The sequence below is a fragment of the Streptomyces pratensis genome, assembly GCF_016804005.1.
In the GTDB taxonomy this organism is placed as follows: domain Bacteria; phylum Actinomycetota; class Actinomycetes; order Streptomycetales; family Streptomycetaceae; genus Streptomyces; species Streptomyces pratensis_A.
Map to the genome: position 1 here is coordinate 1,119,686 of NZ_CP051486.1, position 24,120 is coordinate 1,143,805.

Genomic DNA, 24,120 nt, shown 5'->3' on the forward strand with positions numbered 1-24,120 from the left:
GATGCCGCGCGGACCTGGATGCTCAAACGCCCTCGACGCGCACCCGGCCACCGCAGAGCCTGAGCATGTCGTCGGAGTCCGAGGTGAGGATGATGCGCGGCCCTCGGTAGCTCAGTGCGGTAGCGGCCACCACCGCGTCGATCGCGTACTTGTGGCCGTGCAGGCCGGCGTCGCGCAGCAGGTCGATCGCGCTCCACGTGATCGCCTCGGTCACCGGGAGCACCTGAAGACGTGACACATACCAGCGGAACCGGTCCATCCGGACCTTGCCGTGCCAGGCCTCGATCAGTGTCAGATCGCTCACGGCTACCAGTATGTCGTTCGACTGAGCCGCCCGGATGAAGGCGGTGACCTGCGGGTCAGCGGCTACCGCCTTCGAGAGGCCCTCGCTGTCGAGCAGGAGAACTCCCTGGTTCAACTGGCTGTGCGGTCGTGCCATGTCGAGTCCCCCTGGCTGCCCTGCTCACCCTCGCCGCCGTTCTCCGATGCGGTGAGTGCCTCGGCCGCACGGAACGCCTCTGCGGCGCGGTCCGTCATGGCCTGAGGGATTGGACCGGCCTCGTCCTCGCTGGCCTGGAGCAGCTCTTCCAGCAGATCACGCTGTATCTGCCGTTCGACGGCTGCGCTGATGTAGGCCGAGAAACCCCGAGCGCCGACGCGAGCCCTGACGGCCGCGACCCGGCTGGCCGGCATGGAGATACTGACCTTCTGGGCGGGGCCGTCATCGTGCGTGTACTCCGAGGAGACATCCATGAGGCCAAGGGTAGCAAAGGGAGTAGCAATCGGCTCGGCAATCGGATCTGCACCGACCGGTCGCCGACCGAGGGCGGTCCGCACCGGCGACCGACGCCGCCAGGGCGTCGCAGGAGGGTGGACATCGCCTCTCCCGCGACGCGGACAGCGGGAAGTGCAGCGTGCCGAACGGCTGATGTGATGCGCGTCGCGATCCGGGTACGACGGCCCGGGCATGCGCGATCATGATCGGATGGACTCCCGCTTCCTCGGAATCGCTGATCTGGCCGAAGTCCCCTCCGTGGCGGTCGTGGTGGACGTCATGCGCGCGTACACCGTGGCCGCGTGGGCCTTCGCCCAGGGAGCGGAGAAGATCGTTCTCGCCGGGTCGCTCGACGAAGCCCTGGCGCTCAAGGCGCGCCATCCGGACTGGGCGGCGATCAAGGACGGTCCGTCCGCGCCCGGCTTCGACGCCGTCAACTCGCCCGGCCTGCTGCGGTCCGTCGACCTCGGCGGACGGACCGTCGTGCAGAAGACCACGGCAGGTACGGTCGGCGCCCTTGCCGTCCGGGACGCGTCGCTGGTGCTGTGCGCCGGCTTCGTCGTGGCGGAGGCGACGGCTCAGCTCCTGCGAACGCGGAAGAGCGACAGCGTCACGTTCGTGGTGACCGGCGAGGACGGGCAGGCCGACGAGGACCTGGCATGTGCCCAGTACATCGCACGCAGGGCCGTCGAAGCCGGGCCGACGGACGCCGCCGAGTACGTCCGCCGCGCCGCCGGGTCGCGCGCCGCCGCCGAACTGGCCGACGGGGTGCGCCAAGGAGTCCACCCCGATGACGTCGCGCTCTGTCTGGAGGTCGACCGGTTCCCCTTCGCCATGGTCGCCGCCTCGGAAGGCCCCCTCATGGTCCTGCGCCCCCACACGATGCCTGCGCCGACCGGAGAAGGCCCGGCGGCCTGATCCCCGCACCGCGCTCCGGGGCGGGCCCGGCCCTCGAAAAGACCGTGGACCGCGCGGGGCCTCGCCCTTCTGTTGGGCCGATGCCGACGATCAAGCAGGTCCAGATCACCTTCGACTGCGCGGAACCCGAGCGCGTCGCCCGCTTCTGGTGCGAAGGGCTGGGATACGTCGTACCGCCGCCCCCGGAGGGGTTCGCGACGTGGGACGCGTACGACCGCACCCTGCCGCCCGAGCGTCAGGGGGCGGGGTTCGTCTGCATGGATCCCACGGGTGTGGGCCCGCGCATGTACTTCCAGCGCGTTCCCGAGGGCAACGTCGTCAAGAACCGGGTGCACCTCGACGTCCGGGTCGGCTCCGGGCTCGTGGGCGAAGAGCGTCCGGCCGCACTCGACGCGCGCCGAGTGCGCGCGCGGCTGATCCCGCTCGGCGCGACGCGCGTGCGGCTGCCGGTCGCCGACGAGTTCGACGAGTCGTGCCTCTGGATGGAGGACATCGAGGGCAACTGGTTCTGCCTCGACTGAGCGGGTGGGGCGGTCGATGGGAGGTCGGGGACGGTCACCGGCGCAGTGCGGGGTCCTCAGGAGGGGAACCGGCGCGGCGGAGGCGGCCGTTGAGCGCGAGGTGCGCGGCGACGCCGAACACCAGCCCCCAGAAGGCCGAGCCGATGCCGAACAGGGTGACGCCGGAGGCCGTGGACAGGAAGGTGATCAGCGCGGCCTCCCGGTCCTTCTCCTCCCGCACCGCGCCCGTCAGGCCGCCGGACAGCGCGCCGAGCAGGGCGACGCCGGCGAGGGCGGCGACCAGCTCCTTCGGCAGGCCGGCGAAGAACGCCACGAGGGTCGAGCCGAACGCACCGACCACCAGGTACACGGCACCGCAGGCAACCCCCGCCACGTAACGGCGACGGGGATCGCGGTGCGCCTCGGGGCCCGTGCAGATCGCGGCGGTGATGGCCGCGAGGTTCACCGCGTGGGAACCGAAGGGAGCGAGCACGGCCGACACCAGGCCGGTGGAGCCGACCAGCAGCCGGTCGTCGGGGCGGTACCCGGACGCGGAGAGCACACCGACGCCGGGAGCGTTCTGCGAGGCCAGCGTCGCCAGGGTCAGCGGGACCGCGATACCGACCAGCGAGGCCACGGAGAAGGCGGGCGTCGTGAACACCGGCTGCACCAGGCCGACATGGTCCAGCCGGACGTGCAGCTTCGAGCTCGCGGCGCTGCACACCACACCTGCGACGAGCGCCAGGAGCACGGCGTACCGGGGAAGCCACCGCTTGCCCAGCAAGTAGGCCAGGAGCACGGACCCCGCGATGACAGGGGTGTGCTCCAGCGAAGTGAACACATCCGCGCCGAACGAGAAGAGGATGCCCGCGAGCATGGCCGACACGACGGCGCCGGGCACCAGCCGCATGAGCCGCCCGAAGATCCCGGATACCCCGATCAGGGCGATCACGACGCCGGACACCACGAAGGCCCCGATCACCTCGTCGTACGCGTACGAGCCGATGCTGGTGACCAGGAGCGCGGCACCCGGGGTGGACCAGGCGGTGATGACGGGCATGCGGGTGCGCAGGCTGAGCGCGATGCAGGTCAGCCCACTGCCGATCGAGATCGCCCAGATCCAGGAACCGGTCTGCCCTGCGTCCAGGTGCCCGGCGCGGGCGGCGGAGAGCACGATGACCAGCGGGCCGGAGTAGGAGACGACGACCGCGACGACCCCGGCGAGCACGGCGGACAGGGACAGGTCGCGGACCAGCCGTGGCCGGGGCGCGGGCCCGCCGGACGACGGCTGCTCCGTACGTTCCTCCGCCGTCGGTACCGATGAACCGGCCGTCATCCGCTGTCGCCCTTCTCCCGCTCTGTCCACGTCCGCCGTACGCGTCGTACGAACGCCCGAAACCCTCGCACGGCGTGCCGCGACCGCTCCGCCCGGTCCGGCACGCGAGACGGGAGGGCGCGGGCACTTCGGGCGCGGACCACGCCGGACCCGTAACCCGATGACGACGGCCCTGCGCGGGTACCAGGAGGCAAAGGGGGCGTCCAGGTGACGGAGCGGATTCCATGTGACGACGGAGACGCAACGGGCATCATGACCGCTGAGCGCGCCGGCGATCTGCCGGAGCGTCCGACCGTGCCGGTTCGACGAAGCGCTGAGAGGGCCGGAGACATGACCCTGTACACGTTCCTGACCGCCCACCACCCGTCACCCGAAGCCGTGGCGGAGGCCTTGGCGGAGGTGGTGGGAGTGACGGCGGGCGAAGTGGACGTCTCCGACGGCACGGACGACCACCGTGACTGGGAGGCCCCGGTCCTCTGCGACTGCACGGCCCTGACCGGTGACCTGGCCCTCTCCTGGGACGTACGGGTGGCTCCGGACGTGGAGCCCGCACCGCCGGCCGAGCCCGAGGCGGCACTGCGTCTCGCAGCCCTGCTGGGTACTGCCGTGCTCCGTCCGGCAGACGGGGTGCGCCCCTCGGCATACTGGGCTGCCACACCGGACGGCATCAGCACACGCGCACGGGTTCTGGAGGGCGACACGGACGGGGACGGCCCGCCTGACCTCACCGTGGACGCCGTCGAGGAACCGGTCGGCCACTTTCCCCGTGCCCGGGTCAGGCCCATCCCCGAAGCCGGCCAGGACTGGTGAGGGCCCGAGTTGGGCCCCTGGGCCCAAGACGGGGGGCCGCCCGGTCAATAGCGTCTGTCGAGCAGGTGATCGACGCCCGTCCCGGCGCACCCCCACGGCGCCGGGCCGGGCCGCAACCGGAAGGCACCGTCACCCGCCCGCGCCCGGCACCTCGACCCGCCCGGGCCCAGCACCTCGACCCACCCGCCCGCGCCCGGCACCTCGACCTGCCCGGGCACCGTCACCCGCCCGCGCCCGGCACCTCGACCCACCCGCCCCGGCCCCGGGGGGCAGGCCCGGCTCACCGGTCCCCGTGGCAGCGGGCTCATAATCGGCCGCATGCCCGATCAGCAGACGCGCTCCCGCCCTGCGGCGCCCGAACCCCGCAGCACCCGGCAGCGCGCCATGGCCCTGCTCACCGCCGCCGCCCCCGCCCTGGGCGCCTACGCCGTGGTCCGGGCCGTCGGACTCCTCGTCTTCTGGGTGTCGGCGTCGGTGGCCGGGAAGGACGCCCTGCACCTGCTGGGCGGGCGCTGGGACTCCGTCTGGTACCAGCGGATCGCCGAGGACGGCTACGGCTACACCGTCACCCTCCCCGACGGCAGCGTCCACCCGGACCTGGCCTTCTTCCCGCTCCTGCCGGCCCTGGAGCGCGGTCTCGCCGCAGTCACCCCGTTCACCGTGCAGGGCGCCGGGATCGCAGTCGCCTGGCTGGCCGGCCTCCTCGCGGCCTGGGGGATCTTCGCAGTCGGAGCGCGGCTGTACGGACGGCGGACCGGGGTGGTGCTGGCCGCGCTGTGGGGCGCGTACCCGACCGCGTTCGTACAGTCGATGGCGTACACCGAGACCCTGTTCACCGCGCTCGCCGCGTGGTCCCTGTACGCCGTGCTCAGAGGCCGCTGGATCGCCGCGGGCGCGCTGTGCGTGCTCGCCGGGCTGACCCGGCCCTCGGCGGCCGCGCTCATCGCGGCACTCGCGCTCACCGCCGCCGTGGCCCTCGTACGGGAGTGGCGTGCGGGGCGCCGGCGGGGCCTGGTGACCCGGAACACGCGCATGCTGCTGGGTGTCTGTCTGGCACCGCTGGGATGGCTGGCGTACGTGGTGTTCGTCGCCGTGCGGGAGGGCAGCCCGTTCGCGTACTTCGACGTCCAGGCGCAGTGGGGCAACAGCATCGACGGGGGCCGGGCGCTGGCCGTGTTCATCGCCGGACTCCCGCTTCCCGCCGCGATCGGGCTCTGCGCCGCCCTGGGGCTGCTGGGGTGGCTGGTGTTCCTCTGCGTACGGCAGCGGCAGCCGCTCCCCGTGCTGGTGTACGGCATCGCGATCGTCGTCATCTCGCTCATCGGCTCCGGCTACTTCGGTTCCCGGCCCCGCCTGATGATGCCCGCCTTCCCCCTGCTCCTGCCCCCGGCCGTCGCCCTGGCTCAGCTGCGTACGACGGCGCGCACCGGAACGGCCGTCGCCGCGCTGGCCCTGGCCTCCGCCGCGTACGGGGCGTGGACGCTGCTGGGGCCGGGGCCGCCATGAGCCGGACCCACGAGCCCACGCACAAGGGGCGTCCCTGTCGTCGGCGTGCCGCTCCGGTGCACAGAGCTGCCCGGACCCGCCCCGGCCGCCACCGTCCTCCGTGCGGCGACGGACACGCGGGAGGAGGGCGAGGACGACCGGACCGTCGTCACGGAGATCCTCACCTCCCACCCGAGGGGCGGGGCCGAGGAGCCCTTGCGCCCGTCCGTCCGTCACGCGGCGCCGGCCTGCGCCGCCGGGTTCCGCACGACGAGCGAGGACGGGCCCGACTTCCTCACGGAGACGACACCGGAGGTACCGGCCGGACTCGTCACCGCACAGGCGGCGAAACTTCCGTGACGGGTGCGGAGACCCGCACCCGCGTCCCGGGCCGCAGGCCCCACCCCTCCATCGCCCCGGCCTCCGACTCGACCACATGACGGGCCCGGAGCCTGGGCAGACCGAGCCGTCCGGGCCTCATCGTGCGGACCGCCAGAACGTTGAACTTCCGGTCCAGGTAGGCCACATCGATCGTGAAGCGCATCCGGAAGGTGTGCACACTCCCGCACGGCGTGATCAGCAGCGCCCCGTCGACCCCGTCCGCGCCGAGCAGTCCACGCGCCCTCGCCCGGTACGAGGCGGCGATGCGCAGGGGCACCTCCCGCACCCCGGATCCCGTCCCGACCGTCAGAGTCCCGCTGCCGTCACGCCATCTCCCCATGGGAACCGACCGTAGCCCCGCCTGCCCGCCCGTGGGCCCGAACGGCCCTCAGTGGGCCCCAGGGCCCAAGACCCGCCGCACGGGCAGGATTAGGGTCGGGTCCGTGGACGCCACACTGATTGCGGTCGCCGCGCTCTGGGGCGCCGCCGCCGGACTGCTGCTCCCGCGTGCCGCGTACCGCTTCTCGGTCGAGCCCGAGGAGCCATGGAGGGACGCGTGCCCGGCCGGGCACGCCCTCACCGGGCCGGCCCGGGGCTGGCTGGGCTCGACCAGGTGCGCGGCGTGCGTCATCGCCGTCCCCTCGCTCCCGGGAGGCGCGACTCCTGCGCCCTCCGCACCGGCCGGGCAGGAGGCCTCCGCACCGGCCGGGCAGGGGCCCTCCGCACCAGTTGGACAGGGCCGCTACGCTCCCGCCGTCGTCGTCCCGGTCGTCACGGTGCTCGCCTGTGTGGCCCTCGCCGCCGCCACCGGGGCCCGGCCCGAGGCCGTCGTCTGGCTGCTGCTGGCTCCCGTGGCCGTGCTCCTCGCCGTCATCGACCGCCGCGTCCACCGGCTCCCCGACACGCTGACGCTGCCCCTCGCCGGCGCCGCGGCGGCGCTCCTGGGGGGCGCGGCCCTGCTGCCCGAGCACGGCGGATCCTGGATCTCCGCCCTGCTGGGCGGAGTGGCGCTCGGCGGCTTCTACTTCCTGCTCTTCCTGATCAACCCGAACGGCATGGGCTTCGGTGACGTGAAGCTCGCCCTCGCGCTGGGCGTGGCGCTCGGATGGTACGGCTGGGCGGTGCTCTTCGCGGGCGGCTTCGCCGGGTTCCTGTTCGGGGCGCTGTACGGGGCGGGGCTCATGCTGATGCGACGAGCCGGGCGCAGGACGGGCATCCCGTTCGGCCCGTTCATGATCGCGGGAGCGCTGCTCGGCCTGGTGTTCGGGGGCCTCGCCGCCTGAGCCTCACCCGGCGCACGGACATGCGGAATATCGGGTCGCGCCAGACCGTCGGGGGCTGACACCCTTCCCGTATGACCCGACCGTCCACTCCCTTCGTCCCGTCCGCCTCGGACGCGCGCTTCGACACGCTCGTCGCGGAGGCCGACGCGGTCTCCGTCGACGGCTGGGACTTCTCGTGGCTCGACGGACGGGCCACCGAGCAGCGCCCCTCCTGGGGATACGCGCGCGCCATGGCGGGCCGGCTGGCACAGGCCGGGGCCGCGCTCGACATCCAGACCGGGGGAGGGGAGGTGCTCGCGTCCGCCCCCGTGCTGCCGCCGCTCACCGTGGCCACCGAGTCCTGGCCGCCGAACGTCGCCCGTGCCACCGCACTTCTCCACCCGCGAGGCGCTGCCGTCGTCGCGGACTCCGACGAGCCGCCGCTGCCCTTCGCCGACGGCGCCTTCGACCTGGTCGTCAGCCGCCACCCGGTGACGGCCTGGTGGGACGAGATCGCGAGGGTGCTGGCCCCCGGGGGCACATACTTCTCCCAGCAGGTCGGCCCGGAGAGCGTGTTCGAGCTCATCGAGTACTTCCTCGGTCCGCTCTCCTCCGAGAACCGTCGCGCCCGGGACCCGCAGCGCGCACGGGACGACGCGGAGGCCGCAGGACTGGAAGTGACGGACCTGCGTGCCGAGCGGCTGCGTGTCGAGTTCCTCGACATCGGAGCCGTCGTCTACTTCCTGCGCAAGGTCATCTGGATGGTCCCTGGATTCACCGTGGGCGCCTATCTGCCCCAACTGCGTTCCCTGCACCGGAAGATCGAGGAAGAAGGGCCGTTCGTCGCCCACAGCGCCCGCTTCCTGATCGAGGCGAGGAAGCCGGAGAAGCCGCCGACGGGCCTACGCTGAGGGCGTCTTCACGGGCCACGGGTGCAACGGCATCACCTCCCCCACCGTCCTACCCATGAGTAGTGCGACCCTGGTAGTTGAGCGCACAACGAAGGAGGGGGCCATGTCGGTGGGAAGGGAAGTGGCGGGCGAGGAGATCAGCCCGCCGTCCGGCAGGCCGCGCCACGGGAAGGCTGACTGGCTCACGGGCGCGCGCATCACAGCCGTCCATGGCCTGTTCTACCGGCCCGAGGGCCGTGCGGGGGAGCCGGAAGCCGTCGAATTCGTACTGGAGGACGGGCAGTCGGTCCTGCTGACCTGCGCCTCCGACCACACGCTGAGCATCACCTCCGGAGCCTGGCCGGGCCTCCCGGACTGGTGCGTACCCGCGGGGCAGTGGCAGTTCGAGCAGCTGGACCGGCTGCCTCCCCCTCCCTACGGCGGTGCCTGGACGGTCACCGGCACGCAGGAGCGGCGCGACGAGCACGGCGAGGTGCGCGAGGCGGTGATCCGGTGCGAGAACGGCGACTTCGTGGTCATCGGCGGCGACACGGTGACCATCCGCTTCACGCCCCGCTGACCCGGGTGGGGCCTTGCTGACCCGGGTCGGGCTTTGCTGACCTGAGCCGGGCCTCGCTGACCTGAGCCGGGCCTTGCTGACCAGGGCGGGGCCCTGCCGACGTGTGCCGCCCGTGCTGTCCCCCGGCCGTCCGCGCTGCCCGTCCGCACTGCCAGGGCGGCCCGCCCGTGCCCCGCAGAGCCTGCCGACCCGCGCCGGGCTGAGCCGACCCCCGCCGTCCCCGCCGTCCCCGCCGTCCGCGCTGTCCCGGCGCGGGCCCTGTCGGGGCCGACCGAGTCGCCCGTCCGTGCTGCCTCACCGGCCCGTCCGTGCCCCTGTGGGGCCCCGCTGTCGCCGGGGCGTGCTGCCCCCGCCGGGGCCCTGCCCGAGCCGGGCCACGCTGCCCGGCCGTCCCGGAGCCCTCGCCGGGACCTGTTGGCCCCAGCCGCCCCAAGTCGGCCCCCGCCGTCCCCGCCGGCCCGCTCTACGCGTGACCGCCCACGGTCACCTTTCCCACCGTCAGCTCCGGGGACCCCTCCAGCGCCCTGCCCAGCCCCTCCACCTGCTCCTCCAGTGCCCGCATCCGCCCCGCGTCCAGGGGGCTCAGCGGTTCCACCGTCACCGCGATCCGCTTCCCCGAGCGACGCTGGTGCCACACCCCGGCGACCGTGCCGTCCACCAGCAGCACCGGGAAGTTGCCCGCCTGGCCGCCGGCCAGCGCGCGTCCGTACGCCGCGCCCGGGAAGAGCCGCTCGCGGGGCCGGGAGGCGATGGTGAACGCGTCGAAGTAGGGGAGCAGCCGTACCCCGCGCGGTTCCGAGGACGGGAACCGGGTGTCGCCCGCCGCCACCCAGGCCGGTCCGCAGTCCTCGAAGGCGATCTCCTCGATCGCGCCGGCCCCGGCCAGGTCCTCGAAGAGCCGCCCGGCCCAGCCGCGCGGCGCCGAGAGCCACTGGGCGAAGTGGACCGGTGTGGCGGGACCGTAGGCCCGCAGATAGCGCCCGACGAGCTCGGCCGTCGCCTCCGGGCCGGGCATCGGGACGGTGCCGGGATTGGTGTACGTCGCCTTCCGGCCCCGGTTCGGCGCGTAACACAGGGCGCCCCGGTGCCCCGCCAGATGCAGCACCTGGCGCCAGCGGGGCCACATCCCCTGGAAAGCGGGCATCACCAGGTCGCCGGCCCAGGGGCCGGTGCGCGCGATCACCTCGTCGGAGAGTTCGTCGATCGTGAGCTCGGCACCGGTCAGGGAGCCGGCCACCGCGGCCACCACCTCCTCGACCTGCTCCGGCGTCATCCGGGCGTCCTTGGAGAACGGGCTGCCGCCCGACGGTACGGCCGACAGTGCTCCGGTCCACATCGGCAGCTCCTCGGCCGGCAGCAGATGCACCGTGCCGCGCGGGCCGAACGTCTTCACGAGGGCACGGTCTGCCCACAGCGCCGCACGCACATCTGTACGCGTCACCCCCGGCGCCCGGAGTGCGACCGAGAGCTCCGCGGCGGACAGCACCTGCGCGTGCGCCCCGAGCATCGAGGCGACAGCGCCGGCGGCGTCAGGGGCGGCGTGAGAGGCGGACGAGGCGCTGTCGGCCAGGGACTGCCGGTCCAGACGTCGGGCGTTCGCCTGGGACCAGCTCACGGTCGTGCTGCGGGCTCGTGTCGTCATGAGCCGAATGTAGGACGCCTACAGGACAGGAACTGTCCTGTAGGCGTCGGCGGGCAGGTCCGCTGTGACGCTCGGACGGCGTGCCCGCAGCGCAGTCCGCCGAATTCGGAGAGTGATTATTTCGTGGCGTGGCACCCACCATCACTTACGAAGGGTTATGGTGGAAACCCCCCCTCGGGCCGGTCCGTAACCCCCCCCCACGGACCGGCCCGTTTTTTGTGCCCGGACGGTGTTCCGGGGTGCGGCCCTTGTGCGGCACCTGTGCCGGCCCGGTGAAGACCCCGGGTGAAGACCCCGGGTGACGCACGCGGATCAGGCCGCGGGGCGGCGGTGCCTCAGCCCCGGCCGGCCCAGATGTTGGTGCTCGCGGTGTCCACGGCGAAGGTGTCGATCTCCTTCAGCTCGGCGGCCGTCAGCGCGGGGGCGGAGAGCGCGGCCACGTTCTCCTCCAGCTGCTTCACGCTCGACGCGCCGATGAGGGCAGAGGTCATACGGCTGTCACGCAGGACCCAGTTGAGCGCCAGCTGCGCCAGGGACTGCCCGCGGCCCCGCGCGATGTCGTTCAGCCCGCGCAGCCGCCGCACCATCTCGTCGGACAGCAGTCCCGGGTCCAGGGACTTGCCCTGGCTCGCGCGCGACCCCTCGGGGATACCCGTCAGGTACTTGTCGGTGAGCAGCCCCTGGGCGAGCGGCGCGAAGGAGATGCAGCCCATGCCGGCCGTCTCCAGCGCGTCGAGCAGCCCGTCGGCCTCCACCCAGCGGTTGACCATCGAATAGGACGGCTGATGGATCAGCGCGGGCACGCCCATCTCCTTGAGGATCCGCGCCGCCTCGACGGTCTGCGCCGCACTGTAGGAGGACACGCCCGCGTACAGCGCCTTGCCCCGGCCCACGGCGGAGGCGAGCGCACCCATCGTCTCCTCCAGCGGGGTGGCCGGGTCGAAGCGGTGCGAGTAGAAGATGTCGACGTGATCCAGGCCCATCCGCCGCAGGGAGGCGTCGAGCGAGGACAGCAGATACTTACGGGATCCCCATTCACCGTACGGGCCGGGGTGCATCCGGTAGCCGGCCTTGGTGGAGATGACGATCTCGTCCCTGTACGGGGCGAAGTCCTGGCGGAAGAGCTTGCCGAAGTTCAGCTCGGCGGAGCCGGGCGGCGGGCCGTAGTTGTTGGCCAGGTCGAAGTGGGTGACGCCGAGGTCGAAGGCACGGCGGAGGATCGCCCGCTGGGAACCCAGGGCACGGTCGTCACCGAAGTTGTGCCAGAGGCCGAGCGAGACGGCGGGCAGCTTGAGCCCGCTGCGGCCGGTACGGCGGTACTCCATGGAGTCGTATCGCGACTCGCCGGCGAGGTAGGAAAGGGAATCAGTCACGTTTCACTCCTTATCACGGACTTGTGACAGACCGGGTTGGGCCCTTGTGACCCGTCCGCAGTAATGTGGCCGCTTCGGGACATGCCGATCCGCGGCGCGGAAGCGCGGTGCGCGGACCGCACGGCGATCCCCCGGGGGGCGGCCCCGGACCCCCGGTGAGGGGGAGGGCGGGCCTCGGGCCCGTACGGAACCGAGAGGGTGAACTCAGTGAACTTGCGCGACCTGGTGTACGGGCTCTACGCACGCCGGGTGGGAGGCCGCCTGGATCACGACCAGGTGCCCAAGCACATCGGAGTCATCCTCGACGGCAACCGGCGGTGGGCGAAGGCGTCCGGCGGCTCGGCCGTGCAGGGACACCAGGCCGGGGCCGACAAGATCTCGGAGCTGCTCGGGTGGTGCAGCGAGACCGACGTGGAGGTCGTCACCCTCTGGCTGCTGTCCACGGACAACTTCGACCGGCCGGAGGCGGAGCTCATCCCGCTGCTCGGCATCATCGAGAACACGGTGCGCCAGCTGGCTTCCGACGGGCGGTGGCGCGTCCACCACGTCGGCACGCTCGACCTGCTGCCGTCGCGTACCCAGACCGTCCTCAAGGAGGCGGAAGAGGCGACGGCGGGCATCGAGGGGATAATCGTCAACGTCGCCGTCGGCTACGGCGGCCGTCAGGAGATCGCGGACGCGGTCCGCTCCCTCCTCCTGGAGCACTCCTCGCGGGGCACGACCTTCGAGGAGCTCGCCGAGGTCGTCTCCACGGACCTGATCTCCGAGCACCTCTACACCCGCGGACAGCCCGACCCGGACCTCGTGATCCGTACCAGCGGGGAGCAGCGGCTGTCGGGCTTCATGCTCTGGCAGAGCGCACATTCGGAGTACTACTTCTGCGAGGTCTTCTGGCCGGCCTTCCGCAAGGTCGACTTCCTCCGCGCCCTGCGCGACTACGCGGCGCGGCACCGGCGTTACGGGGCCTGAGGGAGCGGCACATCCGGGGGGACGGCCGAAGGACGCCGACGGGGCGCCGGAGACACCGTCCGGCGCACCTTGTCGCAGGCAGGGGCATGGCTTCGCGTGTTCGAGGGAATACAGCTCTCAGGTCGATGTCCGGTCAGCAACCAGGCGGACGTCGCAGCCAAGTGAGCGGCACCCAGCCCGCTCGCCCGGGAGGCCCTTTGCACACGAAGGACCGCACACCGTGCGGCCGACGCGGAGGGCCGGTGTTCGGCCCGCGCACAGGGCCAGAACCCGGTCCGTCCTCTCCCTTCGGGAAGTTCCGCGACGTCCGTCGCACTCCCCGACCTCGTCCGAGGGGGTACGTCCTTCCGTGGTGACCAGCACCAAGCGCCGCATGCCCGACAGGCGCACCTACGTTCTCGACACCAGCGTCCTGCTGGCCGACCCCAAAGCCATGACCCGGTTCGACGAGCACGAAGTCGTGCTGCCGATCGTCGTCGTCACGGAGCTGGAGGCCAAAAGGCACCACCCCGAACTCGGATACTTCGCCCGGCAGGCCCTGCGCCTGCTGGACGACTTCCGGGTCCGCTACGGCCGGCTGGACGCCCCGATCCCGCTCGGGGATCTGGGCGGGTCGCTCCGTGTCGAACTCAACCATTCCGACCCCGGCGTCCTGCCCGCCGGCTACCGGTTGGGGGACAACGACTCACGGATCCTCGCGGTCGCACGCAACCTGCAGGCCGAGGGGTACGACGTCACCGTCGTCTCCAAGGACCTGCCGCTCCGGATCAAGGCCTCGTCGGTCGGCCTCCTCGCCGAGGAGTACCGCGCCGAACTCGCCGTCACCGACTCCGGCTGGACCGGGATGGCGGAACTCCCCGTCGCCGCGGAACAGGTCGATCTGCTGTTCGGCGAGGAAAGCCTCTACATCCCCGAAGCCGCCGAATACCCCGTGCACACAGGGCTGGTCCTCCAGTCCGAGCGGGGCAAGGCGCTGGGCAGGGTCACGGCCGAGGGCAACGTACGTCTCGTGCGCGGCGACCGGGAGGCCTTCGGGATCCACGGCCGCAGCGCCGAGCAGCGCATCGCGCTCGACCTGCTCCTCGACCCGGACGTCGGCATCGTGTCCATGGGCGGCCGGGCGGGCACGGGCAAGTCCGCCCTGGCACTCTGCGCGGGCCTGGAGGCCGTACTGGAGCGCCGGCAGCACCAGAAGGTGATGGTCTTCCGGCCGTTGTACGCGGTCGGCGGGCAGGAGCTCGGCTATCTCCCCGGCAGCGAGGCCGAGAAGATGAGCCCCTGGGCGCAGGCCGTCTTCGACACGCTGTCGGCCGTCGCCGGGCGCGAGGTCATCGAAGAGGTGCTGGGACGCGGGATGCTGGAGATCCTGCCGCTCACCCACATCCGGGGCCGCTCGCTCCACGACGCGTTCGTGATCGTGGACGAGGCGCAGTCCCTCGAACGGAACGTCCTGCTGACCGTGCTGTCCCGCATCGGGACGAACTCACGGGTGGTACTCACCCACGACGTGGCACAGCGGGACAACCTCAGGGTCGGCCGGTACGACGGAGTCGTCGCCGTGGTCGAGAAGCTGAAGGGGCATCCGCTCTTCGCACACGTCACGCTCACCCGCTCCGAGCGCTCGCCGATCGCCGCGCTCGTGACCGAAATGCTGGAGGACGGCCACATCTGACCCGCTACACCCCATAGATGCTGCCCGGCGAGCCAAGGAGCTTAGCCGGGCGGCATTGTGCTGCGCCGTCATTTCCGAAAAAGTTGTGCGCCAAACGAGGTGTGAGCTTTCACACGCAACACAGAATTGCAACGCGCCGTGTCCTTCCGGCAGAGTCTTGCTTCCGTCAGGCCCCGCATACGGCACTTGGGCACCTCCAGAGGCGCCACGCACCACACAACTCAACAATCGCCGTCCGTATGCCGCCCGCGAGCACCACGCGGCGCTTCCGCGAGGAAGTCGCCCACCGGGCCCGTGCCTCCCGTGACCCAAGCAGTAGGGAGGCCAGTGTCAGGGGCACGATTGCGCCCGCGAGGTCACCTAAGCGGGCGATGCTGGAAGGACACCGTGTGAGCCGGATCTCGGTCCGGGGGTTCGCCGTGGCATCTGCCACCGCGGTCACCACCGTAGGCGCCGTCGTAGGCGTTGCGTCGGGCGGCACCCCCGCCGCTGACGACAACAACTTCGAAGCGGCCGCAGCCGACACCACGCTGCTCGCAGACATCCCCGCGGGCCAGCAGGCCCAGGTTCAGACCGCTTCGCTGACGCAGCAGGCCGACGCACAGGCCTCCGCGGCCGACGCGGCGGCCAAGAAGTCCGCCGAGGAGACGGCCCGCATCCAGGCCGCCAAGGACGCCAAGTCGAAGAAGCAGGCGGCCGAGGACAAGCTGGAGGCAGAGCGCGAGGCCAAGGAGAAGAAGGACGAGGCCGAGCGTGCGAGCCGGTCCTCCGTCCGTGACGCCTCCTCGTTCTCGGCGCAGGGCTCCTACAGCGTTGCCGAGGTCCAGGCCATGGCCCGGGCGATGATGCCGGCCGACCAGTTCCAGTGCTTCAGCAACATCGTGGAGCGCGAGTCGGGCTGGAACTACAAGGCGACCAACCCGTCCTCCGGCGCCTACGGCATCATGCAGGCGCTGCCGGGCTCCAAGATGGCGTCGGCGGGTGCGGACTGGCAGACCAACCCGGCCACCCAGATCAAGTGGGGCCTCAGCTACATGAACAGCGACCGCTACGGCAGCCCCTGCGCCGCCTGGTCGTTCTGGCAGGCCAACCACTGGTACTAGGACCCCGCGAGGTCCGCTCGCAACTCCGTGAAGCTCCGCACCGTCCTACGGTGCGGAGCTTCACGCGTGTACGGTCTTCCGGACAGCTCCGGAGCGTGCGTGGAGCGTACGGGGGAAGGAAAGATCCATGTCGAAACTTCCGGGGTGGCTCGGCCGGCTGGGCGCCGAACTCACCGAGATCGGGGCGCGCCTGGAAGAACGCCGCGCGGAGGACGAGCGCCGCGCCGACGCGGACGCCGTGAGCGCCTCCTCGTCGACGCTCTCCACGGCCGTCGCCGAACAGGTGCCGCGCCCACCCGCCTACGCCCCTTCCGTCGCCGCCAAAGCCGACCCCGTGGCCGCGATCCCCTGGGGGATGCGCGTCGCGGCCGAGGCGGGCTGGCGGCTGCTGGTCCTGGCCGGCACGCTCTGGGTGCTCATGCGGGTCATCAGCGCCGTGCAACTCGTCGTCCTCGCCTTCGTGGCCGCTCTGCTGGTGACCGCGATGCTCCAGCCGACCGTCGTACGGCTGCGGAGACTCGGGCTTCCGCGAGGGCTGGCCACCGCGGTCACGGCGGTGCTCGGCTTCGTGGTCATGGGACTGGTCGGCTGGTTCGTCGTCTGGCAGGTGATGGACAATTTGGACACCCTCTCCGACCGGGTCCGTGACGGCATCGACGAACTGAAGCGCTGGCTCCTGGACAGCCCCTTCCACGTCACCGAGTCGCAGATCAACGACATCGCGAAGAACCTCAGCGACACCATCGGCACCAACACCGAGGAGATCACCTCCGCCGGGCTCCAGGGCGTCACGGTGATGGTGGAGGTCCTCACCGGTCTGCTGCTGGCGATGTTCTCGACGCTCTTCCTGCTCTACGACGGGAAGCGCATCTGGCAGTGGGTGCTCAAGCTGGTGCCCTCCCAGGCACGGCCGGGCGTCGCCGGCGCAGGGCCGCGCGCCTGGCGGACGCTGACCGCCTACGTCCGGGGCACGGTGATCGTGGCCCTGATCGACGCGATCTTCATCGGGCTCGGGATCTACTTCCTCGACGTGCCGATGGCGGTCCCGCTCGCCGTCTTCATCTTCCTCTTCGCCTTCATCCCACTGGTCGGCGCCGTGGTCTCCGGCGCCCTCGCGGTGGTCGTCGCGCTCGTCACCCAGGGCGTGTTCACCGCACTGATGGTGCTGATCGTGGTGCTCGCCGTGCAGCAGATCGAGGGCCACATCCTGCAGCCCTTCATCCTCGGCCGCGCCGTACGCGTCCACCCGCTGGCCGTGGTGCTCTCGGTCGCGGCGGGCGGCATGGTCGCCGGCATCGGCGGTGCGGTCGTCGCCGTACCCCTGGTCGCTGTGACCAACACGGTGGTCGGCTATCTCCGCTCGTTCGGGCCGGACCCGTCCGCACTGCACGGACCCGGGCCCCACGGGGCCACGGCGATCTCGTTCGCTCCGACGGAACCGCCCGCCACCCGGCCCCTCCCCGACGACGGCCCAGGCCCCGTCGCCACCGACGAGGACGGCCGCTCCGACGGGACCGGCTCGCCGGACGACCAGAAGCGGTAGGACCCGGATGCGGTCGGACGCGGCCGCCCGGACCGTGCCCGCAGCGGCTGCCGGGCCACTTCACCGATACGGAGTGCCATGACACCGCGACACCTCGGCGCACACCACGAGTTCTGCTGGATGGACCTCAAGACGCACGACCCGTCGGGCACGGCGGCGTTCTTCTCGGCCGTACTGGGCTGGGAATTCGCGGTGGACGAGAACGACTGGCGCGAGGCGGTCACGATCTTCGCCGACGGGCACCGGACAGGCGGCGTCAGCGACCTGGCAGGCCCCCTCTACCCGGCAGGGCTCCCCGCCCACATCGCCTACTACATCGCCGTCGAGGACGTCGACGTGGCCACGGACAGGGCCATGAAGGAGGGCGCGCACCTGGTGCTCGCTCCCTTCGACGCCGGCGACCAGGGCCGCATCGCGACCCTCGTCGATCCCGTCGGGGCCGCCTTCTCCCTCTGGCAGACGCACGAGTCCTACCGGTGGACCCCGGCGGCCGGCGTCCCGGAGTCCATGACCCTCGCCTGCGACCGCCCCGAGCAGGCGCGGGACTTCTACGCGGCCATGCTCGGCACGGTCCCGGACCGCGCCCACTTCGTGCCCGCGCACGGGCCGGACGTGCCGGCTCCCCGGTGGGAGCTGACCGTCGTCGCCGACGACGTGGACGCCGTGGCCGGCCTGGCCCTCGTCCACGGCCAGGAGGCGCGCAGGGAGCACGACCACGACGGCCGGCCGTGCCTCCGGCTGAGCAGCCCGGAAGGGCTCACCTTCCGTGTCGTACAGCGCACCCCGCTCCACGTCACCGGGCGGGCATGAAAGAAGGGCCCCGTCGACGGTCGGTCGTCGTCGGGGCCCTTCTCGTACAAAGGTACTGCCGTTTACTGCTCGGCGAGTACGGCCTCGGATTCGAGGGTCACACCGACCGCCTGGATCACCGAAGCGATCTTGACGGCCTCCTGAATGGTCTCACGGCCCACACCGGCCTTGCGCAGCACCTGCTCGTGGGAGTCGAGGCACTGGCCGCAGCCGTTGATCGCCGAGACGGCGAGCGACCACAGCTCGAAGTCGATCTTCTCCACGCCCGGCTTGCCGATGACGTTCATCCGCAGACCCGCACGGAGGTTTCCGTACTCGGGGTCCGACAGCAGGTGCCGGGTGCGGTAGAAGACGTTGTTCATCGCCATGATCGCGGCGGCCGACTTCGCCGCGGTGTACGCCTCGGCGGAGAGATTGGCCTTGGCCTCCGGCTCCAGCTCGCGCAGCACCTTCGGCGAGCGCGAGGCGATCGCGCAGGCCAGGACGGTGCCCCAGAGCTGCTGCTGGGGAAGCTCGCTGTTGCCGATGACCGAACCGAGGTTCAGCTTCAGGTCCTTGGCGAAGTCCGGTATGGCGGACTTCAGTTCATCGAGTGCCATGTCGTATCAGCTCACTCGCCCGAGAGGAGGGCGACCGGGTCGAGGGTGTTCTCGCCCTTGGTCCAGTTGCAGGGGCAGAGCTCGTCGGTCTGCAGGGCGTCGAGGACCCGCAGGACCTCCTTGGGGTTACGGCCCACGGAACCGGCGGTCACCATCGTGAACTGGATCTCGTTGTTCTGGTCGACGATGAAGACGGCGCGCTGGGCGAAGCCGTCCTCGCCCTCGATGCCGAGGTCACGCATGAGCTCGTGCTTCGAGTCGGCCAGCATCGGGAAGGGCAGGTCGGTCAGGTCCGGGTGGTCCTTGCGCCAGGCGTGGTGCACGAACTCGGAGTCACCGGAGAAGCCGAGGACCTGCGCGTCACGGTCGGCGAACTCGTCGTTCAGCTTGCCGAAGGCGGCGATCTCGGTGGGGCACACGAAGGTGAAGTCCTTCGGCCACGCGAAGACGATCTTCCACTGACCCTCGTAGGTCTTGTGGTTGATCTGCTCGAACTCCTTGCCGCTCTCCAGCGACACGCAAGCGGTCAGGTCGAACTCGGGGAACTTGTCACCGACAGTGAGCACGCGCACTCCTTGCTGCGTAGGAAATCCCCTTTTGGGGGCGTTCCTGGGGGTTGGACTGCCCCCACCTTGGCACACAGTGCATTGATCACGGAAATAGCTACACTCGGTCGGGATGATCGGAGGTGCCTATCAGTGGCGTATGTAAATCAGGCTATTAGGGTCAAGCAGCCCAGCCTCTCGCAGCTGCGCGCCTTCGCGGCCGTGGCGGAGCACCTGCACTTCCGGGACGCGGCGGCGGCAATCGGGATGAGTCAGCCGGCGCTCTCCGGGGCCGTGTCCGCGCTGGAGGTGGCACTGGGTGTCCAGCTCATCGAGCGTACGACGCGAAAGGTGCTGCTCACGCCCGCGGGGGAGCGCCTCGCGGTGCGGAGCAGGGTGGTGCTGGAGGCGCTCGGTGAGCTGATGGAGGAGGCCGAGGCGGTGCGGGCGCCCTTCACCGGGATACTCAGGCTCGGCGTGATCCCGACGGTCGCGCCGTACCTGCTTCCGGCCGTGCTCCGGCTGGTCCATGAGCGCTACCCGGACCTGGATCTCCAGGTCCACGAGGAGCAGACCTCCTCGCTGCTGGACGGACTGGCGGCCGGGCGGCTGGACCTACTGCTGCTCGCCGTGCCGCTGGGAGTCCCGGGTGTCACGGAACTACCGCTGTTCGACGAGGACTTCGTGCTCGTCATGGAGAAGGGGCACCAGCTCGCCGGGCGCACCGGCCTGCCGCGCGAGACGCTTCGCGACCTGCCGTTGCTGCTGCTCGACGAGGGGCACTGCCTGCGCGACCAGGCGCTGGACATCTGCCGGGAGGCGGGGCGCACCCAGGGGGCGCCGGTGACGACGACCGCGGCCGGCCTCTCCACCCTCGTCCAGCTCGTCGCGGGCGGGCTCGGGGTGACGCTGCTGCCGCGTACGGCGGTGACGGTGGAGACAGGGCGGAACGAGGCCCTCTCCACCGGGTACTTCATGGACCCGGCGCCCTCGCGGCGGGTGGCGCTGGCGGTGCGGACGGGATCGGCGCGGCACGAGGAGTTCGAGGAGCTCGCGACCGCGCTGCGCGGTGCGCTGGGGACACTGCCGGTACGGGTGCCCGAAGAGGGGTGAGCGCGCCCGCCCGGCGCGCCCACCCCTCCGCACTACTCCGTGCGCAGCCCGTCGGGCCGCATCATGCGCCACAGCAGCGGCAGGGACAGCAGTGTCACGGCCAGGACGAGGGCCCCGCCGGCACCCGCCATCGGCAGGAACAGCCACCACCGGGTCACGGTCTTGGCCAGCATCCAGGTCATGACGGCGCCGAGTCCGAGCCCGCCGGCGATCGCGACCAGGAGGCCGATGACCACCGGTACCGCGGTCTGCCAGAGCACCGACCAGCCGAGGGTGGCGCGCCTGGTACCGAAGGCGACCAGGACCGACAGCAGCCGCTTGCGCTCCCGGAGCTGTTCCAGCTGGGAGATCAGCATCGAGGCGGCGATGAGCATCAGTGTCGCCACCGCGCCGAACCGGAGGCCTGTCTGCACGCTCTCGTACTGGCGGTCCCGCGTCACCGAGGTGAGGGTGGCGACGTGCATGGCGGGGTCGATCCTGGCTGCCGTGTTCCGTACGTGCTCGGCGACATCCGCCACGCTCTCGTCGACCTTGATCTGCACGACGGTCTGGGCGGACGGCAGCGTGCGCGGGTCCACGGCTCCGACGGTCGCCATGATGCCCCAGTGCTCCTCGCCGAGGGGGTCGGGGGCGGCGGTGACGGTCGGGGCGTCCGCGGGGAGGGTCCAGCGCACGGACCGGGCGCCGGGGTCGAGTTCGACGGCGGAGTTGAGCTCGACCTCCTTGCCCTTGCGTGCCGTTTCGTCCATCCAGTCGCTCATCTCCTTGTTGTTCCTGGGATGGACCACGAAGGCGTCACCCTCCTTGCACGAGTCGATCTCGGCCAGCTCCTTCAAGGTGGCGCAGTCGCCGACGCTGAGCGAGGTGGTGGGCATGACCTCGCCCTCCTTGACCTTCCCCGGCCTGGTCGCATAGGTCTCGACCGTGCCGATGACTGCTTCCACGCCCCGGGTGGACCGGAACGCCTCGATGGCCCGGGCCGCGGCGTCGCCGCTGACCGTCTCCGAGTAGGTGTGGAACTGTGCCCGCTTCGGGTCCTGTCCCGTGATCTGCTTGAACTCGTCGCCCATCGCAGCGAACAGCATCTGCAGGGCCACCGCTCCGGCCACCGCCACGGTGATGCCGCTGACCGCGCGGGACGCCGCACCGCTGTTCAGCTGGAGCCGGCGGATTGCCAGCTGCCAGGGCAGGGGGCCGCCGCGCAGATGGTTCACGCAGGCCTCGACCAGCCAGGGGAGCAGCAGCGCGAGCCCGAAGAGAACCAGTACGGCGCCGGCTGCGATCGGGTACGGGTCGACGGGTGTGAACTCGTCGACCCTTCCCGTGAGTCCCAGCACGGCCAGTCCCAGGACCGGTATCGGCAGACGCCACCAGAGGCGGCGCCTGCGGCTGCCCGCGCTGCGGACGACGCCCAGCGGCTCGACGACCACCGAGCGCATGGCGACGAGCGTGACCAGTACGGCGGCGAGAGGCACGGCGACGGCGATCAGCGCCGCCAGCCATGCGGCGGGGGTCAGGTCGGACGGGAAGGCGCTGTGGTTCCACACCGTGAGGTGGCCGACGAACCTGCGGCCCACGAGGAAGAACGCCAGCCCGGCCAGCAGCCCGAGCAGCGAACCGAACAGGGCTTCGCCGGCTGCGATCCGGCGGGTCGTCCGTATGTCCGTACCGATCAGGCGGAGGGCGGCGAGCCGGCGGTCACGGCGGTCGCCGCCGAACCGGACGGCCGTGGCGATGAAGATCGCGACGGGTGCCAGAAGCACGACGCAGATCATGACGACGAGGACGACCAGGACGGGCGTGAGCGGCTCGTCCGGGGTGTCGTCGCCGTAACCGGCCAGCCGGTGCCCGCCGGCGGCGGGGGTCAGGGAGTCGCTGCCCACGTAGAAGTACAGCTCGTGGGGGGAGCGAAGCCCCTCGTCGGCGATGGTCGAGGTGATCCGGTACGGCAGGCGCTCCTTGAGGAGCGCGCCCTCGGGTGAGGCCAGCAGTTCCCGGAGTGCGGGTGAGGCGGCCATCTCGCGCGGCCCAGGGAAGGCCGTGACGCCGGGTGGGAGGGCGGGGCGGGAGCCCTCGGCGCGCATCAGGAAGCCTTCGACGGTCCGGCCGCGGTACTCGGTCGACGCGCTGACGCGCAGGACCGTGGAGTCCGACTTCGGTACGCCCTTCTCGTAGCGCGACACCGAGGACTCCTCGCGGGCCTGGTCGCGCGCCGACCGCTGCTCCAGCAGGTGCGGCACGGACGAGGCGACCAGCAGCAGTGCCACGCCGAGACCCACGCCGACGGCGGTGAGGGCGGTCCGTGCCCAGCCCTCGCGGCCTCCCGCTGCGGCGAAGCGCATGCCGAGGCCGAGATCGCGCAGCCAGGTCATACGGCGTACTCCAGATCGCGGCACCGGCCGTCGCGTACGACGACGTCGCGGTCCGAGTACGCGGCGACGCGGGCTTCGTGCGTGACGAGCACGACGGCTGTGCCGGCGGTCCGGGCGGACTCGGTGAGCAGTTCCATGACCCGCTCGCCGTTGAGGGAGTCCAGCGCGCCGGTCGGCTCGTCGGCGAAGATCACCTTGGGGGAGGCCGCCAGGGCGCGGGCCACGGCGACGCGCTGGCCCTGACCGCCGGACACCTCGCCGGGGCGCTGGGTGGCGAGGTTCTCTGCCTCCAGCCGCCCCATCCATTCGAGCGCGGTGCGTTCGGCCTGCTTGCGCTTGACGCCGTTGAGGCGGAGGGGCAGGGCGACGTTCTCCACGCAGGTCAGCTCGGGGACGAGCTGTCCGAACTGGAAGACGAATCCGAAGTCGCTGCGGCGCAGGGCGCTTCGTTCGGCGTCGGACATCGCGGAGAGTTCGCGGCCGCCGTAGGTGATGGTGCCCGAGTCGGGGGTGACGATCCCGGCCAGGCAGTGCAGCAGGGTCGACTTGCCGGAGCCGGACGGGCCCATGACGGCGACGACCTCGCCGGGGTGGACGGAGAACGAGGCGCCGTCGAGCGCGGGGGTCGAGCCGTAGGTCTTGTGCAGTCCGTGGGCTGCGATCAGGGAGCCGGCGGGGGTCACGGGGCGACCACCTCGGCGAGCTTGCCGAGGCGCGCGGAGGTCAGTTCCAGCCAGCGCAGATCGGCTTCGAGGTGGAAGAGGGCGTGGTCGCAGATCAACTGGTCGGCGAGGTCGCCGCCGCGCTTGCGGTCGGTGAGGATGCGCATGAGGCGCAGGTGCTCGGAACGCTGTGCGTCCAGGAGGTCGGCGGCGTCGCGGCCGGTGAGCAGGGCCAGGACGACCTTCGTGTACAGGGTCGACTGGAGATACGGCTCCGGCTTCTCGGGCTGCGCGAGCCAGGTGGTGACGTCGGTGATGCCGGCGTCGGTGATGGCGTAGCGCTTGCGCTCGGGTCCGCCGTCCGTCTCGACCCCGTCCACTTCGACGAGCCCGTTCTTCAGCAGTCGGGACATCGTCGCGTAGACCTGGCCGTAGTGCAGGGGGCGATCGTGCCCGAACTTCTCGTCGAAGGCGCGCTTGAGGTCGTAGCCGTGGCGAGGGCCGGATTCCAGGAGCCCGAGGAGGGTGTGACCGATTGACATGCGCCGCACTGTACACGGTGTGTATACCCGGCGTGTATACAGGTCCGGGTGCGTGGAGGCGCTCGTGCCGGGGGCGGGGGCGGGGGCGGGGGCGGGAGCGGGGCCGTACGGACCCGCCCCCGGTCTGCGTCCCCCGGCCCGTCCTCGGCCGGGGGACGCGCCCCGGCCCCTGCGCGCCCCGGCCCCTGCGCGCCCCGGCCCCTGCGCGCCCCGGCCCCTGCGCGCCCCGGCCCCTGCG

At 71.6% G+C, this 24,120-nt stretch carries 25 protein-coding genes; 14 read left to right on the forward strand and 11 right to left on the reverse strand.

The window, feature by feature from the left end; translation table 11 throughout:
• Positions 1 to 22: 22 nt before the first annotated feature.
• Both HED23_RS05025 and HED23_RS05030 read right to left on the reverse strand, forming a co-directional pair.
• Positions 23 to 439, reverse strand: coding sequence for a type II toxin-antitoxin system VapC family toxin (locus HED23_RS05025; RefSeq protein WP_203182215.1), 417 nt, complete (start codon positions 437 to 439; stop codon positions 23 to 25).
• Positions 415 to 753, reverse strand: coding sequence for a hypothetical protein (locus HED23_RS05030; RefSeq protein ID WP_203182216.1), 339 nt, complete (start codon positions 751 to 753; stop codon positions 415 to 417). Before HED23_RS05030 ends, HED23_RS05025 begins: the two co-directional genes overlap by 25 nt.
• A 232-nt stretch (positions 754 to 985) precedes the next feature.
• Between HED23_RS05030 and HED23_RS05035 the strand changes: the two genes are divergently transcribed.
• Positions 986 to 1,693, forward strand: coding sequence for a 2-phosphosulfolactate phosphatase (locus HED23_RS05035; protein WP_203187363.1), 708 nt, complete (start codon positions 986 to 988; stop codon positions 1,691 to 1,693).
• 80 nt (positions 1,694 to 1,773) lie between these two features.
• Positions 1,774 to 2,214 carry a VOC family protein gene (locus tag HED23_RS05040; RefSeq protein ID WP_203182217.1) on the forward strand — a complete coding sequence of 147 codons (441 nt, stop codon included), beginning with the start codon at positions 1,774 to 1,776 and terminating at the stop codon, positions 2,212 to 2,214.
• Between the two features lie 34 nt (positions 2,215 to 2,248).
• Here HED23_RS05040 and HED23_RS05045 read toward each other — a convergent pair whose 3' ends face one another.
• The gene (locus tag HED23_RS05045) at positions 2,249 to 3,529 is read right to left on the reverse strand and encodes a benzoate/H(+) symporter BenE family transporter (RefSeq protein WP_203182218.1); all 1,281 of its coding nucleotides are present in this window, start codon (positions 3,527 to 3,529) and stop codon (positions 2,249 to 2,251) included.
• Positions 3,530 to 3,859: 330 nt separating this feature from the next.
• On the opposite strand from HED23_RS05045, the gene HED23_RS05050 reads away from it, so the two are divergent.
• The 3 genes from HED23_RS05050 (at position 3,860) to HED23_RS05060 (ending at position 6,184) form a co-directional block, all read left to right on the forward strand.
• Positions 3,860 to 4,339 carry a hypothetical protein gene (locus HED23_RS05050; RefSeq protein WP_203182219.1) on the forward strand — a complete coding sequence of 160 codons (480 nt, stop codon included), beginning with the start codon at positions 3,860 to 3,862 and terminating at the stop codon, positions 4,337 to 4,339.
• Positions 4,340 to 4,657: 318 nt separating this feature from the next.
• On the forward strand, positions 4,658 to 5,845 hold the full coding sequence (locus HED23_RS05055) for a hypothetical protein (protein WP_203182220.1): 1,188 nt from the start codon (positions 4,658 to 4,660) through the stop codon (positions 5,843 to 5,845).
• A 45-nt stretch (positions 5,846 to 5,890) separates the two neighbouring features.
• Positions 5,891 to 6,184, forward strand: a complete 294-nt coding sequence (locus HED23_RS05060; RefSeq protein WP_203182221.1) for a hypothetical protein — start codon at positions 5,891 to 5,893, stop codon at positions 6,182 to 6,184.
• On the opposite strand, the gene HED23_RS05065 is transcribed toward HED23_RS05060, so the two are convergent.
• Positions 6,156 to 6,545, reverse strand: coding sequence for a DUF192 domain-containing protein (locus HED23_RS05065; RefSeq protein WP_203182222.1), 390 nt, complete (start codon positions 6,543 to 6,545; stop codon positions 6,156 to 6,158). The genes HED23_RS05060 and HED23_RS05065 overlap by 29 nt on opposite strands.
• Positions 6,546 to 6,648: 103 nt before the next feature.
• Between HED23_RS05065 and HED23_RS05070 the strand changes: the two genes are divergently transcribed.
• The 3 genes from HED23_RS05070 (at position 6,649) to HED23_RS05080 (ending at position 8,937) form a co-directional block, all read left to right on the forward strand.
• A complete protein-coding gene (locus HED23_RS05070; RefSeq protein WP_203182223.1) occupies positions 6,649 to 7,488 on the forward strand; it encodes a prepilin peptidase in 840 nt (279 codons plus the stop codon).
• Between the two features lie 71 nt (positions 7,489 to 7,559).
• Entirely contained in the window at positions 7,560 to 8,378 is an 819-nt protein-coding gene (locus HED23_RS05075) for a class I SAM-dependent methyltransferase (protein ID WP_203182224.1), read from the forward strand.
• Positions 8,379 to 8,481: 103 nt separating this feature from the next.
• The gene (locus HED23_RS05080; protein WP_203182225.1) at positions 8,482 to 8,937 is read left to right on the forward strand and encodes a hypothetical protein; all 456 of its coding nucleotides are present in this window, start codon (positions 8,482 to 8,484) and stop codon (positions 8,935 to 8,937) included.
• A gap of 463 nt (positions 8,938 to 9,400) precedes the next feature.
• On the opposite strand, the gene HED23_RS05085 is transcribed toward HED23_RS05080, so the two are convergent.
• A complete protein-coding gene (locus tag HED23_RS05085) occupies positions 9,401 to 10,579 on the reverse strand; it encodes a winged helix DNA-binding domain-containing protein (RefSeq protein WP_203182226.1) in 1,179 nt (392 codons plus the stop codon).
• Between the two features lie 335 nt (positions 10,580 to 10,914).
• Positions 10,915 to 11,952 carry an L-glyceraldehyde 3-phosphate reductase gene (gene mgrA / locus HED23_RS05090; RefSeq protein WP_203182227.1) on the reverse strand — a complete coding sequence of 346 codons (1,038 nt, stop codon included), beginning with the start codon at positions 11,950 to 11,952 and terminating at the stop codon, positions 10,915 to 10,917.
• A 207-nt stretch (positions 11,953 to 12,159) separates the two neighbouring features.
• Here mgrA and HED23_RS05095 point away from each other — a divergent pair, with 207 nt between their 5' ends.
• The 5 genes from HED23_RS05095 (at position 12,160) to HED23_RS05115 (ending at position 18,049) form a co-directional block, all read left to right on the forward strand.
• The gene (locus tag HED23_RS05095; RefSeq protein ID WP_203187364.1) at positions 12,160 to 12,921 is read left to right on the forward strand and encodes an isoprenyl transferase; all 762 of its coding nucleotides are present in this window, start codon (positions 12,160 to 12,162) and stop codon (positions 12,919 to 12,921) included.
• Between the two features lie 349 nt (positions 12,922 to 13,270).
• Positions 13,271 to 14,593 carry a PhoH family protein gene (locus HED23_RS05100; RefSeq protein ID WP_203182228.1) on the forward strand — a complete coding sequence of 441 codons (1,323 nt, stop codon included), beginning with the start codon at positions 13,271 to 13,273 and terminating at the stop codon, positions 14,591 to 14,593.
• Between the two features lie 389 nt (positions 14,594 to 14,982).
• Complete coding sequence (locus HED23_RS05105) at positions 14,983 to 15,696, forward strand: transglycosylase SLT domain-containing protein (RefSeq protein WP_203182229.1); 714 nt, start codon at positions 14,983 to 14,985, stop codon at positions 15,694 to 15,696.
• 127 nt (positions 15,697 to 15,823) lie between these two features.
• Positions 15,824 to 17,239, forward strand: coding sequence for an AI-2E family transporter (locus HED23_RS05110; protein WP_203182230.1), 1,416 nt, complete (start codon positions 15,824 to 15,826; stop codon positions 17,237 to 17,239).
• Positions 17,240 to 17,317: 78 nt separating this feature from the next.
• Positions 17,318 to 18,049 carry a VOC family protein gene (locus HED23_RS05115; protein WP_203182231.1) on the forward strand — a complete coding sequence of 244 codons (732 nt, stop codon included), beginning with the start codon at positions 17,318 to 17,320 and terminating at the stop codon, positions 18,047 to 18,049.
• Positions 18,050 to 18,111: 62 nt separating this feature from the next.
• On the opposite strand, the gene HED23_RS05120 is transcribed toward HED23_RS05115, so the two are convergent.
• Entirely contained in the window at positions 18,112 to 18,648 is a 537-nt protein-coding gene (locus tag HED23_RS05120; RefSeq protein WP_203182232.1) for an alkyl hydroperoxide reductase, read from the reverse strand.
• Between the two features lie 11 nt (positions 18,649 to 18,659).
• Complete coding sequence (locus HED23_RS05125) at positions 18,660 to 19,214, reverse strand: peroxiredoxin (RefSeq protein ID WP_014154322.1); 555 nt, start codon at positions 19,212 to 19,214, stop codon at positions 18,660 to 18,662.
• 132 nt (positions 19,215 to 19,346) lie between these two features.
• On the opposite strand from HED23_RS05125, the gene HED23_RS05130 reads away from it, so the two are divergent.
• Positions 19,347 to 20,306: a hydrogen peroxide-inducible genes activator gene (locus tag HED23_RS05130; protein ID WP_203182233.1), complete on the forward strand. Its 960-nt coding sequence runs from the start codon at positions 19,347 to 19,349 to the stop codon at positions 20,304 to 20,306.
• A 32-nt stretch (positions 20,307 to 20,338) separates the two neighbouring features.
• On the opposite strand, the gene HED23_RS05135 is transcribed toward HED23_RS05130, so the two are convergent.
• The 3 genes from HED23_RS05135 to HED23_RS05145 are packed head-to-tail and all read right to left on the reverse strand — an operon-like array spanning position 20,339 to position 23,882.
• Positions 20,339 to 22,678, reverse strand: a complete 2,340-nt coding sequence (locus tag HED23_RS05135; protein ID WP_203182234.1) for an ABC transporter permease — start codon at positions 22,676 to 22,678, stop codon at positions 20,339 to 20,341.
• Positions 22,675 to 23,361, reverse strand: coding sequence for an ABC transporter ATP-binding protein (locus HED23_RS05140; RefSeq protein ID WP_203182235.1), 687 nt, complete (start codon positions 23,359 to 23,361; stop codon positions 22,675 to 22,677). The genes HED23_RS05135 and HED23_RS05140 overlap by 4 nt, the downstream gene beginning before the upstream one ends.
• Entirely contained in the window at positions 23,358 to 23,882 is a 525-nt protein-coding gene (locus HED23_RS05145) for a PadR family transcriptional regulator (RefSeq protein WP_203182236.1), read from the reverse strand. The genes HED23_RS05140 and HED23_RS05145 overlap by 4 nt, the downstream gene beginning before the upstream one ends.
• Positions 23,883 to 24,120: the final 238 nt, after the last annotated feature.